We start from the raw sequence: 19,636 nt of genomic DNA, 5'->3' as shown, positions 1-19,636 counted from the left end.
GGCATCGACGTACGATCCTGAAGGAGCATGATCTCCCCCACCACCGCAGGTTCATCTCGCCGCGGACGCGCACCCGCGTGCAGAGGGAGAGAAGGCGTGCAGAGAGGGAGAACTAGGCATGAGCGATACGCAGGCACTCACATTCGACATGACGGCGTTGACGGAGTCCGTCGACCCGGCCGCCGAGAGGGCGGAGGCGGCGCGGCTGCTGAATGCGGAGGTCGGTGATCGTACTGCGGGGCGTTTCGCCTTTGGGGTCTGGTTCCGGGGGGTCGGCACCGTCGTCGGCCTGGCGCTCGTTGGGGCGCTGGTCATTCTGATCCCAGTCATGGCGTTGAGGGCTTTCACCGGGCGGGTGCCTGCGCCGCCGGTGATCATCGCGGGGTGGCTGATCCTCATCGCACCAGACGCGTACACGCGGATCCGGCGGATCGCTCCTGGGCTGCGCGATGCGTCGGACCGCTGGTACCGGCTCGCCCGATTCGCCCCAGCAAACGCACTGTCGCACGAGCTGACGGTCGATGTCGGCGGCGGTCAGGAACCCCCGGCTGCAGCCTTCAGCGTGGGCTCGGGCACCAAGCTCAACGATCGCCTCGCGGGAGCGGCTCCGCGCCCCTTCGAGGTCGCGAACCTGAGCTATTACACCGGCGGAGGACGGACCCGCGTCGACACCTCGTTCGGGTATGTCCACTTTCGTCTGTCCGCGGTGGTGCCGGAGATGAGCCTGATTGCTGTGGATGGTCGAGGCGCGCCGGCGTGGCGGCCACCGTCCGGGCAGAAGCAGATCATGGTCGACGACGAGTTCGACCGGCAGTTCCGGGTGTTCTGTGCGCCTGAGGATGAGGCGGCAGCACGAGGATGGCTGGGCTCGTCGCTGAGGTCGGCGCTCGCCGATGCCGCGGGCGGCGTCGACGTGCAGCTGGTGGGCGATGATGCCTGCTTCTTCGTCCGTCATGATCTGCGGCTGCAGAACCCTACGGTCTGGGAGTGGATCGAGGATCTCTCCGGCATGCTCGATGCGCACCTGGACCCGCGCCCGAATGTGCCGACGCCAATGCCGACGCCAGTGCAGGACGAAGCGAGACGGGCCCGCCGGGTGCGGATGCTTCGTCGAGGCGAGCCAGGGTACCCGTTCCTGCTCGGCTGCCTGATTCCGGTGATCGTTTCGGTTTCCCTGCTCACGATCGGTGCGATCATGCGCTGACGCGGATCCACGTCCGGCCTCTCCGCGACCCAACCTCGGTTCGTCACGGCAACGAGTCCCACGAATCTAGTCACACCGAGCGGACCGCTCTATTTGTTCGGCTTGGTGACGGACGGGAAGGCCTCTGCGGTGGACGGGGAGAAGCTAGCATGAGCGGCATGATGACGTTCGACGCAACGGCGCTGATGGATCCGATCCCGCCCGGTGTGGTCAAGGCCGAGGCAAGCGAGCGCCTGCGCGATGAGGTGGGCCACAGTGCGGGCACCAGGATCACAGCAGGGGCGGTGATCCGGACGGTCGTGCTCGTGCTCGGATTCGGTGTGCTGGCCGCACTGGGTGTGCGGGCCGTGCAGCTGCTCTTCGGCGGTGATCAGTTCACCCCGTCGACGGTCGTCATCGCCGCGCTCATGGTGACGCCGCTTCTGGTGATGCAGGTGCGCGGCATCACCAGCTCGCGCCGCCAGCTGGAACAGTCGTGGTTCCGACTGGGACGCTTCGCGGCCGCGAACGGGCTCACCCACACGTTCCGTGTGGCCGATCCCTCCGCTCCGGCGGCACTGTTCGCGGCCGGATCCAACCGCATCTCCGTAGACGTGATGGGAGGGGCTGCCCCGTCCGTGTCCGGGGATCGCTCCTTCGAGGCGGGCAATCACGGATTCGAGACCTGGACCGCACGGGCACGCTTCCCGCACGAGTTCGACTACGTGATGCTGTCGTTGAGCACGCCGCCACCGGCTTTCACGCTCATCGACCTGTCGCATGCGAAGGCCTGGCCCGCGTGGGATCCCGCGGTGGGCCAGCAGCCGGTCGAGCTCGGTGACGGGTTCGACGAGCGTTTCGAAACCCGGTGCGCGCCCGAGGTGCAGGGCGCGGTGCGCGCGGCGTTGACGCCATCGTTACGTGCGGCACTGACCAGCCTCGTCGCCCGGGCTGAGGTCGGGGTGGATCTCGAGGTCGTGGACGGTCTCCTCTACGTCGTCGTGCGCCGTGACCTGTCGGTCGCCGACCCGGCGTACTGGGAGTGGGTGGAGGACCTCGCGCGGTTCGTCGACGAGCACCTGGATCCGCGCCCCGGCACCCTTGCGCCGCTGGACGCGGACGAGGACCCGCAGCGCGCCGCCCGCCGGGCCCGCCTGCTCAGCCGTGTGCGCGGCGGACGCCCGGCCGTGATGGGCTGCCTGCTGCCGCTCGTGTTCGGTGTGCTCGCCGCGGCGGCCAGCGTGCTGTGGCGGTGATGACACCGCGGCCCGACTACTCGCACAACCCATCGCCTGAGACGAATCCACTGTGGGCTACCTGGCCCGCGGGCTGCGCAACGGCACACAACGGGCACTCGATGTGGACGGGCGCAGACCACCCGAAAACCAAAAAGTCCCGGGACATCGAGTGAACGATGTCCCGGGACTTCACCTGGCGGTGACGGTGGGATTTGAACCCACGTTAGGCTCTCACCTAAACAACATTTCGAGTGTTGCACCTTCGGCCGCTCGGACACGTCACCAACGCGAATACTCTACGGTACGCACGCGCATGGCCCAAAAGTACGCACTGACGGTGAAAGAATTACAGCCATGATCACGGACAAACTCCGCGCCTGGTGGTGGCACTGTCAGGGCCTAGATGGCTCGATGCGTGGAAAGACTCCAGCGCAGGTGCTCGGCGCCACCGGCTGGTCCCGCTCGGTCGGCGGAGCGAATCCCTACCTCGGCCTCTTCGCCCGCATCGGTACCCGACGCGCCGAGGTCGATGCCGCCGTCGAACGTCTCGATATCCACGAGCTGCCCGTGGTCCGAGGCTGCACCTATGTTCTGGGTGCGGAGGACTTCGCCTGGGGACTCCAGCTGGGTGCGGGCGGAGCGCAGGCCCAGCTGAGGACGGTGGAGCGCCTCGGCGTACCCCGTGCTGAGCTGGACGATCTGGCGCAGCAGACCGCAGCCGTGCTGCGTGAGCGCGGACCCCTCACCCCGCAGCAGCTCAAGGAGGAGCTGGGCCAGGCCGTCCGCACCCTGGGCGAGGCGGGGAAGAAAAAGGGGGCCGCCACCACCCTGCCCGCGGCGCTCGGTGCCCTCCAGTCCAGCGGCGCCATCCGTAGAGCACCGCTCAACGGCCGCCTCGACCAGCAACGCTACGCCTACACCGCCTGGGACCTGCCGCCCAGCGGGCTCAGCGACGAGGAGGCCCGGGCCGCCGTCGTGCGCCGCTACCTCTCCTGGACCGGTGGGGCAACGCTCGGGCAGAGCCAGTGGTTCACCGCCTTCACGGTGGCACAGTCCCGGCTGGCCCTGAGTCAGGCGGGTGCGGTGGAGTACGACGGCGTCTGGCGGCTCCCCGCGGATCAGGAGACTTTTGAGGCCTTCCGCGCGCCGCAGGAGGAGCAGATCCAGCTGCTGGCCGGGACCGACGGCATCGCCTTGCTCAAACGCAATGCGGTGGAGCTGCTGGCCGACGAGGACGCCGGACGCTCCACGGCGGGGGACCGGTCACTGGCGCTGCAGGCGGACTTGGCCGACCATCCGATCCTGGATCGCGGCCGGATCATCGGCCTCTGGCAGTACGACCCGGGTCACCAGGAGATTGTCGCCTGGACGTTCCGCGCACCGAGCGCCGGAGTGGGGCAGCGCATCGCCGAGGTGGAGGCGTACATCCGGGAGGATCTGGGCGATTTCCGCTCCTTCAGCCTGGATTCGCCCGCCTTCCGTCAGAAACGGATCGACGCCCTGCGAGCCAGTGCCAGCACCGCATAATTACCGTTGCCGGGCGAAAAACTGCCGCAACAGCTCCGCACATGCGTCCTGGCGCACCCCACCGTGGACTTCCACCCAGTGATTGAGCCGCGGTTCACGGAGCACCTCGAAGACCGAGCCGGCGGCACCGGCCTTGGAGTCCCAGGCGCCGAGCACCAGCCGGGGAATTCGGGCCAGGACGGTGGCCCCGGCACACATCGCACAGGGTTCCAGGGTGACGATTAACGTGCAGTCGTCGAGTCGCCAGCGGCCCAGCGCGCCTGCCGCGGCCCGCAGCGCCAGAACCTCGGCGTGCGCCGTCGGGTCCTGATCCGCTTCGCGGCGGTTCCTCCCGGTACCGAGCACCTCGCCTTCCGGGCCTACCACGATGGCACCGATCGGCACATCACCGGTTTCCAGGGCCAGCCGTGCCTCCTGGAGCGCCAGGTCCATCCAGGAAGAGAAGCTCGCCGCCCCGGAAGGCACGCTCCCGGAAGGGAAATCCGGGGATTCTACGGGACGGTCCTGGCGGCTCATGCCTCAATGATAGTTTTGTGCCATGCGCGTACAGGTCGTCGACCATCCTCTGGTAGCCCACAAACTCACGGTTTTGCGGGACAAGTCCACCCCCTCGCCGATCTTCCGGCTGCTGACCGAGGAACTGGTCACCCTGCTGGCCTATGAGGCCACCCGCGCGGTGCGCGTGGAACCGGTGAACATCGAGACTCCCGTCACCTCCACCGTGGGTACCGGACTGGTCAAGCCCACTCCGCTCGTCGTGCCCATTCTTCGTGCCGGTCTCGGCATGCTGGAAGGCATGACGCGACTGCTCCCGACGGCGGAGGTCGGCTTCCTGGGCATGGCCCGCAATGAGGAGACGCTGGAGGCGATCACCTACGCCGAACGCCTTCCGGATGACCTGACGGGCCGCCAGGTCTACGTCCTGGACCCCATGCTGGCCACCGGTGGCACACTGCGCGAGGCGATCAAGTTCCTCTTTGCCCGCGGCGCCGCAGACGTGACCTGCATCTGCCTGCTGGCTGCTCCGGAGGGTATCGAAGCGCTCCGTCAGGAGCACGATGGCGCCAAAGTCACCCTGGTGGTGGCCTCGATCGATGAAGGACTGAACGAAAAGTCCTACATTGTGCCGGGCCTGGGCGATGCCGGCGACCGGTTGTACGGCGTCGTCGGCTGATCATCGTTCATCCTCAAGGCTGATTCCTGCACTGCCTTGGCCTTGGGGCATTTATTTGGCCGAATTCGCCACTAGGCTCATGCTATGAGCCAATATCCTCCTCCGCCGAGCGGCCGGCCCACGCCGCCTCAGAACCCTCAACCTCCGTACGGCCAGCCCGCATACGGTCAGCAGCCGCCAGCTGGTCAGCCGTCCTATGGCCAGCAAGCACCTGGCCAGTCAGGGTTCCCGCAGCCGAATAACCAGCCCGGCGCGCCGCCATCGTACGGCCAGGCTCCGCAGCCGCCGTCCTACCCCAGCGCACCCTACGGCCAGCAGCTGCCCAGCTACCCCGGAGCCCCCGGGTACGGTGCGCAGTCCAGCGCCCCTGCCGTGCTGCCGCAGATGCTCAAGATCGCGGTCATCCTGATGCTGGTGGGTGCGGCGCTCTCCGTCATCAGCGGGATCTTCTCCCTCCTGTCGATGGACCAGGCGGTGAATCTTGCGATGCAGAAGGCCAATACCGGGGGCAGCACGCTTAGCCCGGATCAGGTCAAAACCGTGAAGGACATCGCCACGACGACCGGGATGGTTGGTGGCATTGCCGGCATCATCGTTGGCACTGCGCTCTGGGTCTGGATGGCGTTTGCTAACCGGGCCGGGAAGAAATGGGCACGGATTCTCTCCACGGTCTTCGCCGGGATTTTCATCATTAGCAGTCTGTATTCGCTCATCAGCGGCTTCGCGAATCAGACGATTCTGTACTCGACCCTGATCCTGACCATCCTCAGCCTGCTCGTCTCGCTGGGCGCTCTGGTGCTGATCTGGCTCAAGCCTTCCAGTGAATACTACGCAGTGAAGAGTCAGAAGCCGCTCTACGGCTGATTTTCCACTGCACAGCGCCATTTATCACTGCTCCACGTATGACTGAGGGCCCCGGCACATACCGGGGCCCTCAGTCATACGTGTGCGGCTCAGTACCAGCCGGTGGCCTGAGAGTGTCCCCAGGCGCCACAGGGGCTGCCGTAACGGCCCTTGATGTAGCTGAAGCCCCAGTTGATCTGGGTCTTGTAGTTGGTGCGGTAATCCGCACCCGCGCTGGCCATCTTCTCTGCGGGCAGGGACTGGGCGATGCCGTAGGCCAGGCTGGAGGGGTTCTCCGCCGTGGTGCGCCAGCCGGATTCGCGGTTCCAGAGCGAGGTGAGGCAGCCCATCTGATCGGCACCCCAGCCGGCTGCGGCGAGCTGGCTGGCAGCGTAGGCCTGAGCTGCGGCGGGGTCGTTGATGGCCTGAATGTCCGAGGATGAGCTGGTCGTCGTCCCGGTGGTCTTGTCCGCTGAGGTGCTGCCCGCTGCGGGAGCCGGGGTGGAGGCCACCTGGGCGCCGGAGAAGCTGAGTGAGATGCCCTTCGGCACGCTCACCGGGAGGCTGACGGAGGACTGCACGCTGGAGGCAGGTTCCAGGACGGCGGCGGAGAGCGGTGCGACCTGGCCGGTGGACCCGATGGCCGTGGCCAGAACGCCGGCAACAGCCACTGCGGCGGCGCGCTGGGCGGGAACCTTGGGAGTGGCATCCCAGAGGTGGGCCAGGGTGGACTTCTGATTCAGTGCCCGACGACGTCCGGGCTTGGTTCCGAGGGCGGGCCGGTGGCTGCGCGCAGCGCCGTCAAGGCCGGGAACGGTTGCATGCCGTGCGGCACGGCGGCCCGTGGCGGGCGTGATCGACTCACTTGTCGCACTGTATGTCACAGTCAGGACCTCTCTGAGCACCTGCGAGGTTAGCTGTCGGATTCGGATGGAGAGCACCCGGCCCGCTGGCTCACGCCGCAGGCTTCACCCCAAGGCCGCATTGCTGCGACCGCTGATGGTTCCCCCGTCTCTGCCGGTGTTTCTGTACACAATCCTCCGGCGGCAGAGCTCGGTGTCCGAAAGTGTGGCTGCGCCAATGCGCAACATCTCTACTTTACCGGACCGTGGCCCGACTGTCACATTTTGATAACGGCGAAGTTACTTAGCATGGGTAATGAGCTAAGCTAAGTAATTGTGATTGTCTCGAAAACCCCTGTCCCCAAAGCCGTGACGGCTAAACCACCCGCCCTGGCGGTCCAGCTGCGGATGGCCGTGATGCGCACCTCGCGACGGCTGCGGGTCGAGGCGACCTCGGAGGCGGTGACGCCCGCCCAGTACACGGTTCTGGTGCACCTGGAAGGCGGAGCGCAGACGCTCAGCGCCCTGGCGACGCAGGAGCACGTGCAGGCACCGAGCATGACCCGCACCGTCAATGGCCTCGAGGCAGCCGGTCTGGTGCAGCGCATCGCCCATCCCAGTGACGGGCGCCAGGTGCTGGCGGAACTCACTCCCGCCGGCCGGGAGATCCTCACCGATACCCGGCAGCGCCGCACCGAATGGCTGGACCGTCGTCTGGCCCGGCTCAGCAGTGCAGAACGGCAGACCTTGCGTGAGGCGGCAGAGATTCTGTTGCGCCTGAGCGCACGCTGAGGGCGCGCATGAAAGACATGTTCCGCGCACTGTCCGTCTACAACTACCGTCTCTGGGTGGCCGGGGCACTGGTGTCCAATATCGGCACCTGGATGCAGCGAGTCGCCCAGGACTGGCTGGTGCTCACCGTGCTCACCGCCCAGTCGGGCACCGCGGTCGGCATCACGACCGGCCTGCAATTTCTGCCCATTCTGATTCTCGGTCCATGGGCTGGTGTGCTGGGGGATCGCTATTCCAAGCGCAAGATCCTCCTCATGACGCAGTCGTTCATGGGCCTCTGTGCGCTGGTGCTGGGCCTGCTGGTGGTCACGGACACTGTGCAGCTGTGGCACGTCTACCTGCTGGCCTTGCTGCTCGGCGTCGGCAGCGCCGTGGATGCCCCGGCCCGCCAGGCCTTTGTCTCCGAGGTGGTCACCGCGCCGGACGTGCCGAACGCCGTCGCGCTCAATGCCGCTTCCTTCAACCTGGGCCGCCTGGTCGGCCCGGGTGTTGCGGGGCTGTTGATCGCCTGGCTCGGCACTGGCCCGGCCTTCCTGATCAACGCAGCGAGCTTCGGTGGGGTGCTCTTCTCGCTGGCCACCATGAAAGTCGCCGAGCTACATCCAGCTCGCCGCTCTCCCCGGGCCAAGGGTCAGATGCGGGAGGGCCTGCGCTATGTGCGGAATCGACCGGATCTGATGCTGATCATGGCGCTGGTGGCATTGGTGGCGACACTGACGATGAATTTCCAGATCACGAATGCCCTGATGGCGACCGGAGTCTTCGGCAAAGGGCCTGGGGAGTACGGCCTGTTGGGGACGGTGATGGCTTCCGGAACTCTCGCCGCAGCGCTGCTCGCGGCCCGGCGGAAGAGCGTGCGGATGGCGTACATTGTGGGCGCGGCTCTGTCGACCGGCGTGTTCACCATTCTGGCCTCGATGGCTCCCAGCTATTGGTTGTTCGCCTTCGCACTCATCCCGATCGGGCTCAGCGCGCTGACCTTCCTGAACGCCTGCAACACCATGGTGCAACTGACCACCGATGAAGCCTTCCGTGGCCGCGTGCTGGCGCTCTACATGGTGGTGATGCAGGGCGGGACGCCGATCGGCGCGCCGCTGGTGGGCTGGTTGGGCACCGCGATCGGCCCTCGCTGGTCACTGGCCGTGGGCGGCATCGTGGCCCTGCTGGCCGGTGCCGTGGCGCTGGTGCTGCTGGTGCGGCGTCGCCCGCAGAGCTGGCGTGAGCAGCTGCGTTCCCTGCGCCCGATGGCGTCAGTGGCGGGGCAGGTCCACCCGGAAGACCGTGCGGCCAGGGGCTGAGTCCACGGAGACCGTCCCGCCGTGAGCCTGGACGATGGCCTGCACAATGGACAGCCCCAGGCCGGTGGTGCCGTCATGGCCGGATCGAGCGGCATCCGCGCGGGCGAAGCGATCGAAGATCTGCGCCCGGAATTTTTCCGGAATGCCAGGGCCATTGTCCGCCACGGACAGCTGCAGCATGCCTTCCTCTGTGGCACGCAGACTCGTGGTCACTGTGGTTCCCGGCTCGGTGTGCTTGCCCGCATTGGCCAGCAGATTCAGCAGTACCTGACGCACTCCGCCAGGGTCCGCCTTGATGATGAAGGGGTCGCTGGGAAGATCCAGCTGCCAGTGATGATCCGGAACGGCAACCTTCATATCGTTCACGGTCTCCACCACCACCTGGGTCATCTCGGTGTCCTTGAGCTCCAAGGGGCGGCCTTCATCCAGTCTCGCCAGGGTCAGTAGATCCTGCACCATGGAGGTCATGCGTTTGGACTGACTCTCCACCCGGCTCAGCGACTTTTCGCCCGTGGGACTCAACTGTTCCGTCATCCGGATCATCTCGGTATAGCCGCGGATGGCGGTCAACGGCGTCCGCAGCTCATGGGAGGCATCTGCCACGAACTGGCGCACTTTGGTCTCACTCCGCTGGCGTGACTGCAGAGCGGACGCCACATTGTCCAGCATTTTGTTCAGCGCCATGCCCACGGTGCCCACCTCGGTATGTGGGTTGGTGGCAGAATCCGGTGCGCGCTCGGCCAGTTTGACCTCGCCCTCATCGAGTGGCAGTCGGGACACCCGCATGGCCACAGCGGCCAGCTGATTCAGCGGCGACATAGCGCGCCGGATGATGACCGTGGCGAGCAGACCCACGGTCAGGATGCCGGAGGCGGAGACGAAGATGATGGTGGCCAGCAGCGCCGTGAGGATTTCATCGGCGTCGTGGGTGGGTACTCCGGTGATCACAAAGTCCCCATTGGCCTGCGGGGCGGCGATCAGGCGGTACTCACCAAAGGACAGGGTGCGATTGACGATCCGGTCCGAGGGCCGGATCGAGGCCAGCGCGTCGACGTCTTCTTTGGGCGTCGCCTGGGTGGAGGACCGGCTGTCCGACACCACGTTGATGATGCCCACCCTGCCGTTTTGCACCAGGGTGCTGAGCGTCCCCACGCCGAGGCCCAGGGTCTGGCTGCCGTCGAACGGTGGCCCACTCCGGTAGGTATTGGTGACCCTGTTGGAGGCGTCGATCAGCGAGCGATCCAGCTGGTTGTACAGCGAGATGCTCATCGAGGCGTAACAGACGGCCCCGACGACGAAGCAGATCACGGTGAGCAGACCCACTGTGGCCACCACCATCTTGGAGCGCAGACTCCAGCGCGAGAGGTGGAGAACGTTCCCCAGCATGGAGTCCTTGCCGGTCGGCTGATCCCTGCCACTCGATGGACGGCTGAGGGTGGGGGGTGGCATGGTCACAGGTCAGAGACTTTCGTGGTCCTGGGTGCGCTCACTGCTCTGCCGGTTTGAGGATGTAACCGGCACCGCGCACGGTATGGATCATCGGGGGGTGATCCGCCTCGATCTTTTTGCGCAGGTAAGAGATGTAGAGCTCCACGATGTTGACCTGGCCACCGAAGTCGTAGTTCCAGACCCGGTCCAGGATCTGGGTCTTGGAGATCACGCGCTTGGGGTTTTCCATCAGGTAGCGCAGCAGTTCGAATTCGGTGGCCGTGAGCGTGACCTCGTCCTTGCCACGCATCACCTGGCGGGTGTCGTAGTTGAGCACCAGGTCGCCCACCCGGACCTCAGCAGAGTCCTCGGCCGTGACGCCGGAGCGCTGGACGATGCGGTGCAGGCGCAGCAGCACTTCTTCCATGCTGAACGGCTTGGTGACGTAGTCATCGCCACCGGCGGTCAGTCCGGCGACCCGGTCCTGAACCGCGTCTTTGGCGGTGAGGAAGAGTGCCGGGATGTTCGGGTCGAAGGCGCGGATCTTGCCCAGAAGTTCGACGCCGTCGAAGCCGGGGAGCATGATGTCCAGCACCAGGACGTCGGGGCGGTAGTCGCGGGCGACCTTGACGGCGGACTCGCCATCGTGGGCCACCTCGACGTCCCAGCCAGCCATCTGCAGGCCCATGGACATGAGCTCGGCCAGGCTGGGTTCGTCATCGACCACCAGAGCGCGGATCGGTGAGCCGTCCGGATGGTTGAGTCGGGGGAGATTTTCGGTGAAGGATCGTGTAGTAGACATACCCATACTTTCTGGTGTTTCCATAGCCTCAGCCTGATGGTTTCCTGCATGTACGCTGTGGAATCTGTGAATCTCAAGGGTAGGGCTCCGGAGGGCTGGGATTCCGGGGAACCCGGCGAAACTCGCGCCTGCTTACAGGAAGATTTTTTAGAAGGACCCATTGACCCCATCTGGAGGCTGTTGAATGAGTCACAGTGATTCGCCAATATGACAGTTTTGTGAATTTCCGGCAAGAAAAACGGTGATCGAGCGAATCTTTCGCGCAACGTGGCCGATTTTTACCACTATAGACGGAACGATCTTCGATCCATGCAAATTGTGATTTACATCACAATGGACACTTTCGTCTCACAATGTGGAACGAATGACCCAATGTTACTTGCGAGTTTCGTTTATTACGATGCACACTTCCATGTGTGAACACCCACTCAAGCGCATCTGCAGCCGCAGCGATCCTCCCCGACACCCCCGTCGGCCGGTCCATGTGCTGTTGTCGAATGCAGGCCTGACTCACCATCCTGAGCATGCAGGCACTTCTTGACCGATCCGGTCCGCCCATGACGGGCAAATCTCCGCAGCACCATGGAGCGGAGCTAAGCATTCGAGCCGCATTGTCGGCATCATTCTGTGAGGTTTTTCATGTCTATCGCCCCCGGCTACGTCCACATCTCCGTTCGCAATGCCAGCAAGGTCACCCGCACCGGCCTGGGCCAGCCGAGCGGCCAGCCCGGCATCGTTCCGGCAGGATACGTTCCTGCCGGTAACCCGCGCAGTGCCGCCAGCCAGCTGCGGGCAGTCCCGAATCGCCCCCAGTCGCTGATGACCACGCCGACGCCCGTCGTTGCCGGAGGAGAGGGCCACAGCGTGCGCGCCCTGGGCGTGGACAACGTCGCTCACGGTTTTGTGCTCTACCTGGGTGTCGATGAAGAGACCGCTGCGGCCAACGGGACCTCGCTGGCGCGGCTGGCGCAGGATATCCGGGCCTACGCACAGAGCCTGGTGCCGCAGTCGCAGAGCTACGCAGCCGTGGCCATCGCTCCTGCCGACGCTCCCGGCTCGCCGCTGGACGTGGTCCGCTCCACCTTCGGCGACCCGACGGTTGCCCCGCGTCCCCGGGTGGAGGTGCGCCAGCCCGTCGTGCAGGAGAGCCGCCCGGCCGGCGTCCTGATCGACCTGGCGCGTCGTGAAGTCCACCTCGACGGTGAGACGCTGAACCTGACCTTCAAGGAATTTGAACTTCTCAATTACCTGGTGGAGAACGGCACCCGCACCGTGGGGCGCGATGAACTGCTGGATGGTCTCTGGCACAACGCCGAGGAGGTGCCGAACGAGCGCACCATCGACGTGCACATCCGCCGTCTGCGCTCCAAGCTGGGGCGCCTGGCCAACACCGTCCGCACCGTCCGCGGCGAGGGCTACCGTTTCTACGAGCACCCCGAAGTCATCGTCTGGGCTGCACCGGAATACTCCATCTGAGTCCAGTGCTGGCCGGCGGACCCGGTAGACTCCGGCCATGACCGAACGCCGTGCCGCAGACCGACGCCTCGTCATCATGCGTCATGCCAAGGCGGCCTACCCGCTCGGTGTGCCCGATCATGAGCGCCCGCTGGCTGCCCGTGGGCACGCTGAGGCACCGCTGGCCGGTGCCTGGCTGCTGGACCATCAGGTGATTCCGGATTTCATCCTGTGCTCCACCGCGCTGCGGACCCGCCAGACCTGCACCTGGGTCTGTGATGCGCTGGGTTCTCTGGCGCCGACGCCCAAGCTGGAGGATGACCTCTACGATGGCGGCCCGTCCAGAATGCTCTCGCTGATCAATCACGTGCCACACACGGTCACCTCGCTGTTGGTGATCTCCCACCTGCCCACGGTGCAGGATGTGGTGATGCACCTGGCCTCACGGGAGTCGGATCAGGCCGCGTATCTGGAGGCGGCCGAACGCTTCCCAACCAGCGCGATGGCGGTTTTCGATCTGGGGAACACGCCCTGGGCGGAGCTGGACGGACAGGATGCCCGGTTGAGCGACTTCGTAGTGCCGCGCTAGCCTTCCTGAGAAGTGCCCGGAGTTCTTGACAGGGTCTGCCGCAGTTCGCGGAGAGTTGGCGAGCTTTCTGGTGCGGCCTCAATCCAGCCGCTGAGCATATCGACGGTCTGCGCACGATGCCGCTCAAAGTGTTCGGCCAGATAGGCCGCGAAATCCAGGGGAGCCAGGCGCTGCCCCACCCGTAATGCCAGCCCTACCGACCAGGCCGGAATCGCGAAGGTCCCCGGGGCAGGCAGGATCGAATGGTGGTCAGGACGCGATGCGCGCCGGGCCTCCCGCATGGCCTTGCGGGCGTGCGGAAGATGCTTCAGAAAGGCGGCCCAGTCGCCCTCATGGGCGGTGAGTTCCGCGGCCCACGGAATCATCCAGGCGGCCCGTTCCAGCAGAGCCTTTTCCTCGCCGACCGGGAAGACTCCCGCGAAATCCTTGCGGGCCGCTGCGCGATCCTGGGCCCTGACGGCCACTCGGAACGGCGCGATGCCGGGCGGGCACCAGTAGCGGATGGGTGCGGCGGGCTGTCCGTCGGTGCTGGCCTGGCGCCAGGAGAGCAGCTCCGGGGCAAAAATGGCGGACCTGGTGTGGGTGAGCGCGATGCGATCGGCCAGCACTGCCAGATCTCCTTCGACCTGACTCACCGTGGCCAGCCAGGGCGAGTTGGAGGCCCGGAGGTCATCCCAGCGTGTCTCGTCCAGATCCTGTGGCCTCATGCTGAGCACGATGACGTCCCAGGGCTGATCCAGAGCTTCTTGCCAGGGGAGGACGGGCTGGCTGTGCACCGGGGAGGTGCCGGAGCGGCTCGCTTTCGCATAGCGGAGCACCCGGCCGGACGAGGAGTTATCCGAGGGGGAGTGTGGGCGTGAGTGTTCGGGCACAGAGGTCACGGCGACCTGATGCCGGGCGGAGAGCAGGCCCAGGGCTGCGGCGCTGACCGCACCGGCCCCGAGGAAAAGGAAACGCACCTGCTGAAGTATACGTGCGTGCCGTTTTTGAGTTGGAAAACGGTACACAACGCGGCACTCGATGGAGCTCGCGAGAGAAGATCAGCCCGGAAGCCGGGCTGCGGCCTGATGCAGCAACTCCACCACATGACGGATCGCCGGACTGGCCGCCATGGTCTTCCGGTACACCACCTGGACCTGGCGGTGGTGCGAGAGGTCCGGGATCTTCAGGGCCACCACATTCTCCGGCACTGGCGGCCTGCCGAGCCGCGGGACCAGCGCCACCGCCACGCCGAGCGAGACGAACTCCAGATGGGTCGAGAAGTCCGGGTCATGCATTCGAATCTTCGGTATCCGGCCCAGATCCGCGAAGATCTGCAGCAGTGCCTCATTGCAGATCGCCCCGTCCGGGGTGGAGATCCACGCCTCGTCCACCAGATCGCGACGCCGCGGTGCGGCCGCCTGCGCCAGCCGGTGATCCGTGTTCACCAGCACATCGGCCTCATCCAGACAAAGATTCTCCACCGCACAGTGCTCGGGAATCAGCAGCGGGACGGACTGCCAGTCATGGACCACGGCCAGATCGGCCTGCCCACTGGCCACCCGGTCCACGGCCTCCGGCGGATCTTCACCCAGAACGCTCAGCCGGACCTCGGAGGCATCCAGCACCGGCAGAATCGGCCCCACCAGCCCCCGGCAGGCGGTGGAGAACGCGGAGAGGCGCAGGGTTCCGCGCGGGGTCTGTGGATCGGCCAGCAGGGTGGATTCCAGCAGTTCCACATCGCCCAGGATCTGCCGCCCACGCTCGGCAATCGTCTTGCCCCGCTCGGTCAGCAGCACCCCTCGGCCGTAGCGTTCCAGTAGTGCCACCCCGGCCTGCTTTTCGAGTTTCTTGATCTGCTGGGAGATCGCAGAGGGGCTGTATCCCATGGATTCCGCGGCGGCGACCACCGAACCGCTTTGTTCCACTGCAACCAGAGCCCGGACTGCCACCACATCGATCATGAAGCAACTCTACATAATGATCTGCATAATTATTTGCTGGTGCTTCAACCACCGCTCTGCCACAGTAAAGCTCATGAAACCGAAGCATGCTCTCCTCGCCGTCCTGGTCGCCGTGATCTGGGGAGTGAACTTTCTGGCCATCGATGCCGGGCTGCAGAGCGTTCCGCCGCTGCTCTTCGTGGCGATCCGGTTCATCCTGGTCATCGTTCCGTGGATCTTCTTCATCAAGCCACCGGCGGTGAAGTGGTACATCGTGGTGGTCGTGGGCCTGACCATGAGTGCCGGGCAGTTCGGTCTGGTCTACCTCGCCATGCATTTGGGCTTGCCGACCGGACTGGCCCCACTGGTGCTCCAGGCCCAGGTGCTGTTCACCGCGCTGATCGCGCTCGCCGTCCTCCGCGAACGCCCCACCAGAGCCCAGTGGGTGGGCGTCGGGCTGGGCGCCATCGGGCTAGCCGTGGTCGGCATCGGACGCGCCCAGGTGGCCCCCGTGCTGCCCTTTCTTCTGGTGCTGGCGGGTGCGTTCTCCTGGGCTGTGGGCAATGTGATCGTCCGTCAGGTCAAGACCTCGTCCGGTCTGAGCATGGTGGTGTGGTCCGGGGCGGTGGTGCCGCTGCCGCTGTTCCTGCTGTCCTGGTTCGTGGAGGGGCCGGACCAGGTGCTTCACGCCCTGGGGAATCTGCAATGGCCCGCAATCCTGGGCTCCTTGTTCACCGCCTATGTCTCCACGATCGTGGGTTATGGCATCTGGAACAATCTGCTCAGCCGCTACCCGGCAGCTGCCGTGGGGCCTTACAGTCTGCTCATCCCGCCGGTCGGCATCGCGGCCGCTTGGCTGGCCCTGGGGCAGGCACCCAGCACCACTGAGATCATTGGTGGTGCGTTACTGCTCAGCGGGGTGGCGGCCGCCGTCCTGCGGCTGAAGCGGAGGTCGGCCGGTCCGCCGGCAGCACCCCTTGCGGCCCATGCCGTCATGGCCGCTCCCGTCACGGTGGATCAGCTGGAGAAGGTCAGTCCCTGAGGTAGCCGTGGATCGTGGTCATCAGGGTGTGCAGCGACTCTTCCCGGCTGCGCTCCGGGTTGAAGACCTGCCGGTCCAGCCCCATGACCAAGGCAGCACCCAGTACCAGCCCGACCATACCCTGCGGGCTGACGCCCTCCCGGACCGCGTGCTCCTGAGGAATCCGGTCCAGTGTGGCACCGGCCAGGGTGAACAGCCGCTCGCGCAACAGGGTCAGCGTGTCCCGCCAGGCACTCGGTGTGCGCCACATCTCGGAGACCAGCAGTTGGGTGAAGGAGGGGTACGCGTCAAAGAACTCCAGCGTCCCCCGGAGCATCTGCTCCACCGCAGCGAGGGAGGGCAGATCATCGCGCGGAGCCAGTCGGGCCTCCAGGAGTTCCACGCCGTATTCGAGCAATTGGGCGATCAGCTCGGCCTTGGAGCCGAAGTTGTAATACACCGTGCCTTTGGACACCCCTGCGGCCGCCGCGATCTCGTCGACGGTGACCTCCGCGGGGCCGCGTTCGCCGATCAACTGCATCGAGGCATCAAAGATCCGTTGCCGGGTGATCTCGGTCCGGGCCGGACGCCGGACGATCGGTGCCGCACTCATATCGAGATCTCCGGGTGCAGCGTCTTGAGCGTCCAGAATTTATGTTTGTGCACCGCCCAGAGACTGAGCGCCAGGCCGATCAGCGTGTAGCCGATCAGTCCGAAGGCAATCGGCAGCACGGGGGCCAGATCCGCGCCGTAGATCAGGTGCCGCATCCCCTCCACCACATGCCCCATCGGCAGGATGGCGTGCAGCGTGTGTAGCGGCTCCGGCGTGGTCTGCCAGGGGAAGGTGCCTCCGGAGGAGACCAGCTGGAGCACCAGCAGGATCAGCACTACAAACTTGCCCGGTGTGCCCAGCAGGGCCACGATTCCCTGAATCAGTGCCGTGAAGGCCATGGACGCCAGCAGCAGCAGGCCTAGCGTCAGGAAGGGATGGCTGGGGTTCAGTCCCAGCCCGAAGTAGACCACCAGGTAGAGCAGGATGGCCTGCGCAGTGGAGACTGCCAGGAAGGGCAGCCAGCCGCCGACGGCGATCTTCCAGGACGGCGCGTTGGAGGCCAGGGCGCGCTGAGCCAGCGGGCGCATGGCCTGGACCAGCATGAAGGCACCGATCCACAGGGCCAGGACCAGGAAGAACGGGGCGAGCCCGCTGCCGTAGTTGGGCGCTTTGGCTTGCGAGACCGTGTCCACGGCGATCGGATTGCCGATCACTTGGGAGGCCTTGGTCTTGGCGGCATCGTCCGGGTTGGGAATCTGCCCAGCACCGGCGGAGAGCTGATCGGAGAGCTGTTTGGCGCCATCCGCCAGTTGATGAGCGCCGGAATCCAGGGTGCCGGCACCATCGTCGAGGGTGCTGGCACCACTGGCCAGTTTCGCGGCGCCATCGGCTGCCTGTTGTTCGGAGAGCGCCAGGGTGGAGGCTCCGGCGGAGAGCGTGGCCGCACCCGCGGTGGCCTGATTGATGGCACCGCTGAGTGCCGGGGCGCTCGCCGCCAGCGTCGCTGCCCCGTTGGAGACCGCCTGGGAGCCGGTGGCCAGCTGCTGGACCTGGGCGGCATCGGTGTTGAGCTTGTTCTGCGCGTCCGTGATGCTCTGCTTGAGCGCCGAGTTCTGCAGGGCGCTCAGAACCTGGTCATGCTGGCTCTGGGTGATGGTCCCATTGGCGAGCAGCTGGTCGAGCTGGGTCCGGATCGTCTGGTCCACCGTGCTGGAGAGCTGGTTGATGCTGGTCACGGCGGACTGGACCTTGGTGTTCAGCGTCCCATTGCCAGCGGCCACCTGGGCCGCACCGTCAGCGAGTTGCTTGGTGGCAGCAGGCAGCGACGAGCTCTGCGTTGAGAGCAGGTTCAGCCCCCCGGAGAGCTGGTTGGCGCCAGCCGAGAGTTGATTGGCCCCGGCCTTGAGCTGGGTCATCCCGCTGGAGAGCTGGACGGCACCGTCCTTCAGATCCGTGCTGCCGGCGTGCAGTTTCCCGGCACCATCGGCCAGTTGTTGCGCTGCGGTGGAGAGCTTGAGAGCGCCATCGGCCGCTTTGACGATCTGCGCGTGGATGGTGCCGTAGCCGGAGAGCAGCTGGTTCGCCGTGGTCTCGCCCACTTGCTGCGCCACCGAATCATGAACCTGGCTGGTTACCTTGTCCACAATCGAGGAGAGCAGGTAGTTATTGGCGTCGTTAGTGGTGACGCTCAGGATCGCCTGCTTGGCGGAATCGAAGGTTGCCGGAGAGGCCAGATTGGCGGAGAAGTCCTTGGGAATGGTCAGGGCGAAGGAGTAGGTCCCCTTGGCCACGCCCTCCGCGGCCGCCTGCTCGGAGTCGACCACCACCCAGTCGAACTTCTTGCCGTCCACCAGATTCTGGGCCACCTGCTGGCCGACCTTGAGCTGGGTGCCGTTGCTGAGCGTGGTGCCCTGATCCTCCACGACGACGGCAGCCTTGAGCGAGCCCAGGTTGCTGTACGGATCCCAGTTCGCATACAGGTAGACGGCGCCGTAGAGCAGCGGGACCAGGGCCAGGGCGAAGATGGCCAGTCGGGGGAGCCGGCCGCTGGTCATGCGCTTGAGTTCAGAGAGCGCTAGGCGGAAGACGGTCATTTGGTGTCCTGCGATTCTTCGGGATCTTCGTCTGGTTCTTCTGTGACTTCTGGCTCGAGCTCCGGTCCTGATTCGAGGTCTGATTCCGGTTCCGCTTCGGACTGGAGTTCCAGCGGATGGGGAATCTGCAGCAGCGGCCCGGCCCAGCCCTCGGGGACGTGAGAGACGGTGGCGACGATGCACAGCGGCCGGCCGGCATCCTGCGCCAGGGCCTGAAGGTAGGGCAGCCAGTCGTCATCGTGTTGGCTGAAGCGATCCGGCGAGTCCAGGATGAGCACGTCCACCTCCGGGTTGGCCAGCGCCAGGGTGCAGAGGAGCTCCAGGCGGCGGGTGACCGGGACGGAATCGACAAAGTCGCGCGCGATGTCGCCGAGTGAGTTGACCTTGAGCCAGGCGGCGGGCTCGCGAATGCCGCGGTAGCGACGGGGGACCAGTGCCAGATCCTCTGCCACGAGATCCTTGACGCTGAGGTGAGGCTCGGGCTCATTGACGCCGGGGGAATCGATGAGGGCACTGTGCTTGCGCAGATGTTTCAACTGGGCACTCTGCCCCCAGCTGACCGTCCCTTCATCGGGACGCATCCGGGCACTGAGGGCCAGCGCAAGAGCCGTGCGTTGATCCTGGTCATCGCCAACGGCCAGGAGGAGCTCTCCGGTGGCAGCTTCCAGCGACAGGGGTGGCACGAGATCGTGATGGCGGCCTTTGAGGCGCACATTCTGGGCGACGAGCACAGGAAGCCTTCCGGAGAGGTGAACTACTTCCACTCTAACTGAACTGACCGGTCAGTTCAAATAGTTTTTTGGGATCCCTCCCCCGCTGAGTGTCCACTCCCGCACAGTCGCCGTCGCTGCGACTGTGCGGGAGTGGACAGTCAGC

The 19,636-nt window shown here is 65.6% G+C and carries 19 protein-coding genes, 1 tRNA gene and 1 riboswitch; of the genes, 10 read left to right on the top strand and 10 right to left on the bottom strand.

Annotated features, from left to right (window positions below; all coding sequences use genetic code 11):
* The first annotated feature begins 118 nt into the window (after nucleotides 1-118).
* Nucleotides 119-1,204, top strand: coding sequence for a hypothetical protein (locus QQM37_RS06115; protein ID WP_285725696.1), 1,086 nt, complete (start codon nucleotides 119-121; stop codon nucleotides 1,202-1,204).
* 149 nt (nucleotides 1,205-1,353) lie between these two features.
* On the top strand, nucleotides 1,354-2,439 hold the full coding sequence (locus QQM37_RS06110; RefSeq protein WP_285725695.1) for a hypothetical protein: 1,086 nt from the start codon (nucleotides 1,354-1,356) through the stop codon (nucleotides 2,437-2,439).
* Nucleotides 2,440-2,615: 176 nt separating this feature from the next.
* Here the strand turns inward: QQM37_RS06110 and QQM37_RS06105 are convergent.
* Nucleotides 2,616-2,705 (bottom strand) — tRNA-Ser (locus tag QQM37_RS06105).
* A 70-nt stretch (nucleotides 2,706-2,775) separates the two neighbouring features.
* Here QQM37_RS06105 and QQM37_RS06100 point away from each other — a divergent pair.
* Complete coding sequence (locus tag QQM37_RS06100) at nucleotides 2,776-3,948, top strand: DNA glycosylase AlkZ-like family protein (protein WP_285725694.1); 1,173 nt, start codon at nucleotides 2,776-2,778, stop codon at nucleotides 3,946-3,948.
* Here QQM37_RS06100 and tadA read toward each other — a convergent pair whose 3' ends face one another.
* On the bottom strand, nucleotides 3,949-4,380 hold the full coding sequence (gene tadA / locus QQM37_RS06095; protein WP_285725759.1) for a tRNA adenosine(34) deaminase TadA: 432 nt from the start codon (nucleotides 4,378-4,380) through the stop codon (nucleotides 3,949-3,951). It abuts the gene before it with no gap.
* 106 nt (nucleotides 4,381-4,486) lie between these two features.
* Between tadA and upp the strand changes: the two genes are divergently transcribed.
* Both upp and QQM37_RS06085 read left to right on the top strand, forming a co-directional pair.
* Nucleotides 4,487-5,122 (top strand): uracil phosphoribosyltransferase, encoded by a 636-nt coding sequence (gene upp, locus QQM37_RS06090; RefSeq protein WP_285725693.1) that lies wholly within the window; start codon nucleotides 4,487-4,489, stop codon nucleotides 5,120-5,122.
* An 84-nt stretch (nucleotides 5,123-5,206) separates the two neighbouring features.
* Nucleotides 5,207-5,986 carry a hypothetical protein gene (locus QQM37_RS06085; RefSeq protein ID WP_285725691.1) on the top strand — a complete coding sequence of 260 codons (780 nt, stop codon included), beginning with the start codon at nucleotides 5,207-5,209 and terminating at the stop codon, nucleotides 5,984-5,986.
* Nucleotides 5,987-6,075: 89 nt separating this feature from the next.
* Here QQM37_RS06085 and QQM37_RS06080 read toward each other — a convergent pair whose 3' ends face one another.
* A complete protein-coding gene (locus QQM37_RS06080) occupies nucleotides 6,076-6,849 on the bottom strand; it encodes an aggregation-promoting factor C-terminal-like domain-containing protein (RefSeq protein ID WP_285725690.1) in 774 nt (257 codons plus the stop codon).
* Nucleotides 6,850-6,853: 4 nt separating this feature from the next.
* Nucleotides 6,854-6,998: riboswitch (cyclic di-AMP (ydaO/yuaA leader) on the bottom strand.
* Nucleotides 6,999-7,143: 145 nt separating this feature from the next.
* Between QQM37_RS06080 and QQM37_RS06075 the strand changes: the two genes are divergently transcribed.
* Together QQM37_RS06075 and QQM37_RS06070 are read left to right on the top strand one after the other, a co-directional pair.
* Nucleotides 7,144-7,599: a MarR family winged helix-turn-helix transcriptional regulator gene (locus QQM37_RS06075; RefSeq protein ID WP_337250239.1), complete on the top strand. Its 456-nt coding sequence runs from the start codon at nucleotides 7,144-7,146 to the stop codon at nucleotides 7,597-7,599.
* Nucleotides 7,600-7,607: 8 nt separating this feature from the next.
* Nucleotides 7,608-8,897 (top strand): MFS transporter, encoded by a 1,290-nt coding sequence (locus QQM37_RS06070; protein WP_285725689.1) that lies wholly within the window; start codon nucleotides 7,608-7,610, stop codon nucleotides 8,895-8,897.
* Here the strand turns inward: QQM37_RS06070 and QQM37_RS06065 are convergent.
* Both QQM37_RS06065 and QQM37_RS06060 read right to left on the bottom strand, forming a co-directional pair.
* Nucleotides 8,850-10,346, bottom strand: a complete 1,497-nt coding sequence (locus QQM37_RS06065) for a sensor histidine kinase (protein ID WP_337250240.1) — start codon at nucleotides 10,344-10,346, stop codon at nucleotides 8,850-8,852. The genes QQM37_RS06070 and QQM37_RS06065 overlap by 48 nt on opposite strands.
* Nucleotides 10,347-10,383: 37 nt before the next feature.
* Nucleotides 10,384-11,127: a response regulator transcription factor gene (locus tag QQM37_RS06060; RefSeq protein WP_285725688.1), complete on the bottom strand. Its 744-nt coding sequence runs from the start codon at nucleotides 11,125-11,127 to the stop codon at nucleotides 10,384-10,386.
* 639 nt (nucleotides 11,128-11,766) lie between these two features.
* On the opposite strand from QQM37_RS06060, the gene QQM37_RS06055 reads away from it, so the two are divergent.
* Together QQM37_RS06055 and QQM37_RS06050 are read left to right on the top strand one after the other, a co-directional pair.
* Nucleotides 11,767-12,603, top strand: a complete 837-nt coding sequence (locus QQM37_RS06055; protein ID WP_285725687.1) for a winged helix-turn-helix domain-containing protein — start codon at nucleotides 11,767-11,769, stop codon at nucleotides 12,601-12,603.
* A 37-nt stretch (nucleotides 12,604-12,640) separates the two neighbouring features.
* Nucleotides 12,641-13,171 (top strand): SixA phosphatase family protein, encoded by a 531-nt coding sequence (locus tag QQM37_RS06050; protein ID WP_285725686.1) that lies wholly within the window; start codon nucleotides 12,641-12,643, stop codon nucleotides 13,169-13,171.
* Here the strand turns inward: QQM37_RS06050 and QQM37_RS06045 are convergent.
* Nucleotides 13,168-14,130, bottom strand: a complete 963-nt coding sequence (locus QQM37_RS06045) for a hypothetical protein (protein WP_285725685.1) — start codon at nucleotides 14,128-14,130, stop codon at nucleotides 13,168-13,170. The two genes, QQM37_RS06050 and QQM37_RS06045, sit on opposite strands and share 4 nt — an antisense overlap.
* An 81-nt stretch (nucleotides 14,131-14,211) precedes the next feature.
* On the bottom strand, nucleotides 14,212-15,114 hold the full coding sequence (locus tag QQM37_RS06040) for a LysR family transcriptional regulator (RefSeq protein ID WP_285725684.1): 903 nt from the start codon (nucleotides 15,112-15,114) through the stop codon (nucleotides 14,212-14,214).
* Nucleotides 15,115-15,187: 73 nt separating this feature from the next.
* Here QQM37_RS06040 and QQM37_RS06035 point away from each other — a divergent pair, with 73 nt between their 5' ends.
* Nucleotides 15,188-16,135, top strand: coding sequence for an EamA family transporter (locus QQM37_RS06035; RefSeq protein ID WP_285725683.1), 948 nt, complete (start codon nucleotides 15,188-15,190; stop codon nucleotides 16,133-16,135).
* Here QQM37_RS06035 and QQM37_RS06030 read toward each other — a convergent pair.
* The 3 genes from QQM37_RS06030 to QQM37_RS06020 are packed head-to-tail and all read right to left on the bottom strand — an operon-like array spanning nucleotide 16,125 to nucleotide 19,491.
* Entirely contained in the window at nucleotides 16,125-16,727 is a 603-nt protein-coding gene (locus tag QQM37_RS06030) for a TetR/AcrR family transcriptional regulator (protein ID WP_285725682.1), read from the bottom strand. The genes QQM37_RS06035 and QQM37_RS06030 overlap by 11 nt on opposite strands.
* Nucleotides 16,724-18,760, bottom strand: a complete 2,037-nt coding sequence (locus QQM37_RS06025) for a YhgE/Pip domain-containing protein (protein WP_285725680.1) — start codon at nucleotides 18,758-18,760, stop codon at nucleotides 16,724-16,726. Before QQM37_RS06025 ends, QQM37_RS06030 begins: the two co-directional genes overlap by 4 nt.
* A complete protein-coding gene (locus QQM37_RS06020; protein WP_285725679.1) occupies nucleotides 18,757-19,491 on the bottom strand; it encodes a P-loop NTPase family protein in 735 nt (244 codons plus the stop codon). The genes QQM37_RS06025 and QQM37_RS06020 overlap by 4 nt, the downstream gene beginning before the upstream one ends.
* Between the last annotated feature and the right edge of the window lie 145 nt (nucleotides 19,492-19,636).

This window comes from Psychromicrobium xiongbiense, assembly GCF_030271165.1.
Lineage (GTDB): Bacteria > Actinomycetota > Actinomycetes > Actinomycetales > Micrococcaceae > Renibacterium > Renibacterium xiongbiense.
This window is presented reverse-complemented; position numbering and strand designations above follow the sequence as displayed.

Bases quoted from the DNA above. Each gene is read 5' to 3' on its own strand.
- QQM37_RS06060 (WP_285725688.1), bottom strand. From the start codon at position 11,127: ATGTCTACTACACGATCCTTCACCGAAAATCTCCCCCGACTCAACCAT.
- QQM37_RS06035 (WP_285725683.1), top strand. From the start codon at position 15,188: ATGAAACCGAAGCATGCTCTCCTCGCCGTCCTGGTCGCCGTGATCTGG.
- tadA (WP_285725759.1), bottom strand. From the start codon at position 4,380: ATGGACCTGGCGCTCCAGGAGGCACGGCTGGCCCTGGAAACCGGTGAT.
- QQM37_RS06085 (WP_285725691.1), top strand. From the start codon at position 5,207: ATGAGCCAATATCCTCCTCCGCCGAGCGGCCGGCCCACGCCGCCTCAG.
- QQM37_RS06065 (WP_337250240.1), bottom strand. From the start codon at position 10,346: ATGCCACCCCCCACCCTCAGCCGTCCATCGAGTGGCAGGGATCAGCCG.
- QQM37_RS06025 (WP_285725680.1), bottom strand. From the start codon at position 18,760: ATGACCGTCTTCCGCCTAGCGCTCTCTGAACTCAAGCGCATGACCAGC.
- QQM37_RS06100 (WP_285725694.1), top strand. From the start codon at position 2,776: ATGATCACGGACAAACTCCGCGCCTGGTGGTGGCACTGTCAGGGCCTA.
- QQM37_RS06050 (WP_285725686.1), top strand. From the start codon at position 12,641: ATGACCGAACGCCGTGCCGCAGACCGACGCCTCGTCATCATGCGTCAT.
- QQM37_RS06030 (WP_285725682.1), bottom strand. From the start codon at position 16,727: ATGAGTGCGGCACCGATCGTCCGGCGTCCGGCCCGGACCGAGATCACC.
- QQM37_RS06070 (WP_285725689.1), top strand. From the start codon at position 7,608: ATGAAAGACATGTTCCGCGCACTGTCCGTCTACAACTACCGTCTCTGG.
- upp (WP_285725693.1), top strand. From the start codon at position 4,487: ATGCGCGTACAGGTCGTCGACCATCCTCTGGTAGCCCACAAACTCACG.
- QQM37_RS06115 (WP_285725696.1), top strand. From the start codon at position 119: ATGAGCGATACGCAGGCACTCACATTCGACATGACGGCGTTGACGGAG.
- QQM37_RS06055 (WP_285725687.1), top strand. From the start codon at position 11,767: ATGTCTATCGCCCCCGGCTACGTCCACATCTCCGTTCGCAATGCCAGC.
- QQM37_RS06040 (WP_285725684.1), bottom strand. From the start codon at position 15,114: ATGATCGATGTGGTGGCAGTCCGGGCTCTGGTTGCAGTGGAACAAAGC.
- QQM37_RS06110 (WP_285725695.1), top strand. From the start codon at position 1,354: ATGAGCGGCATGATGACGTTCGACGCAACGGCGCTGATGGATCCGATC.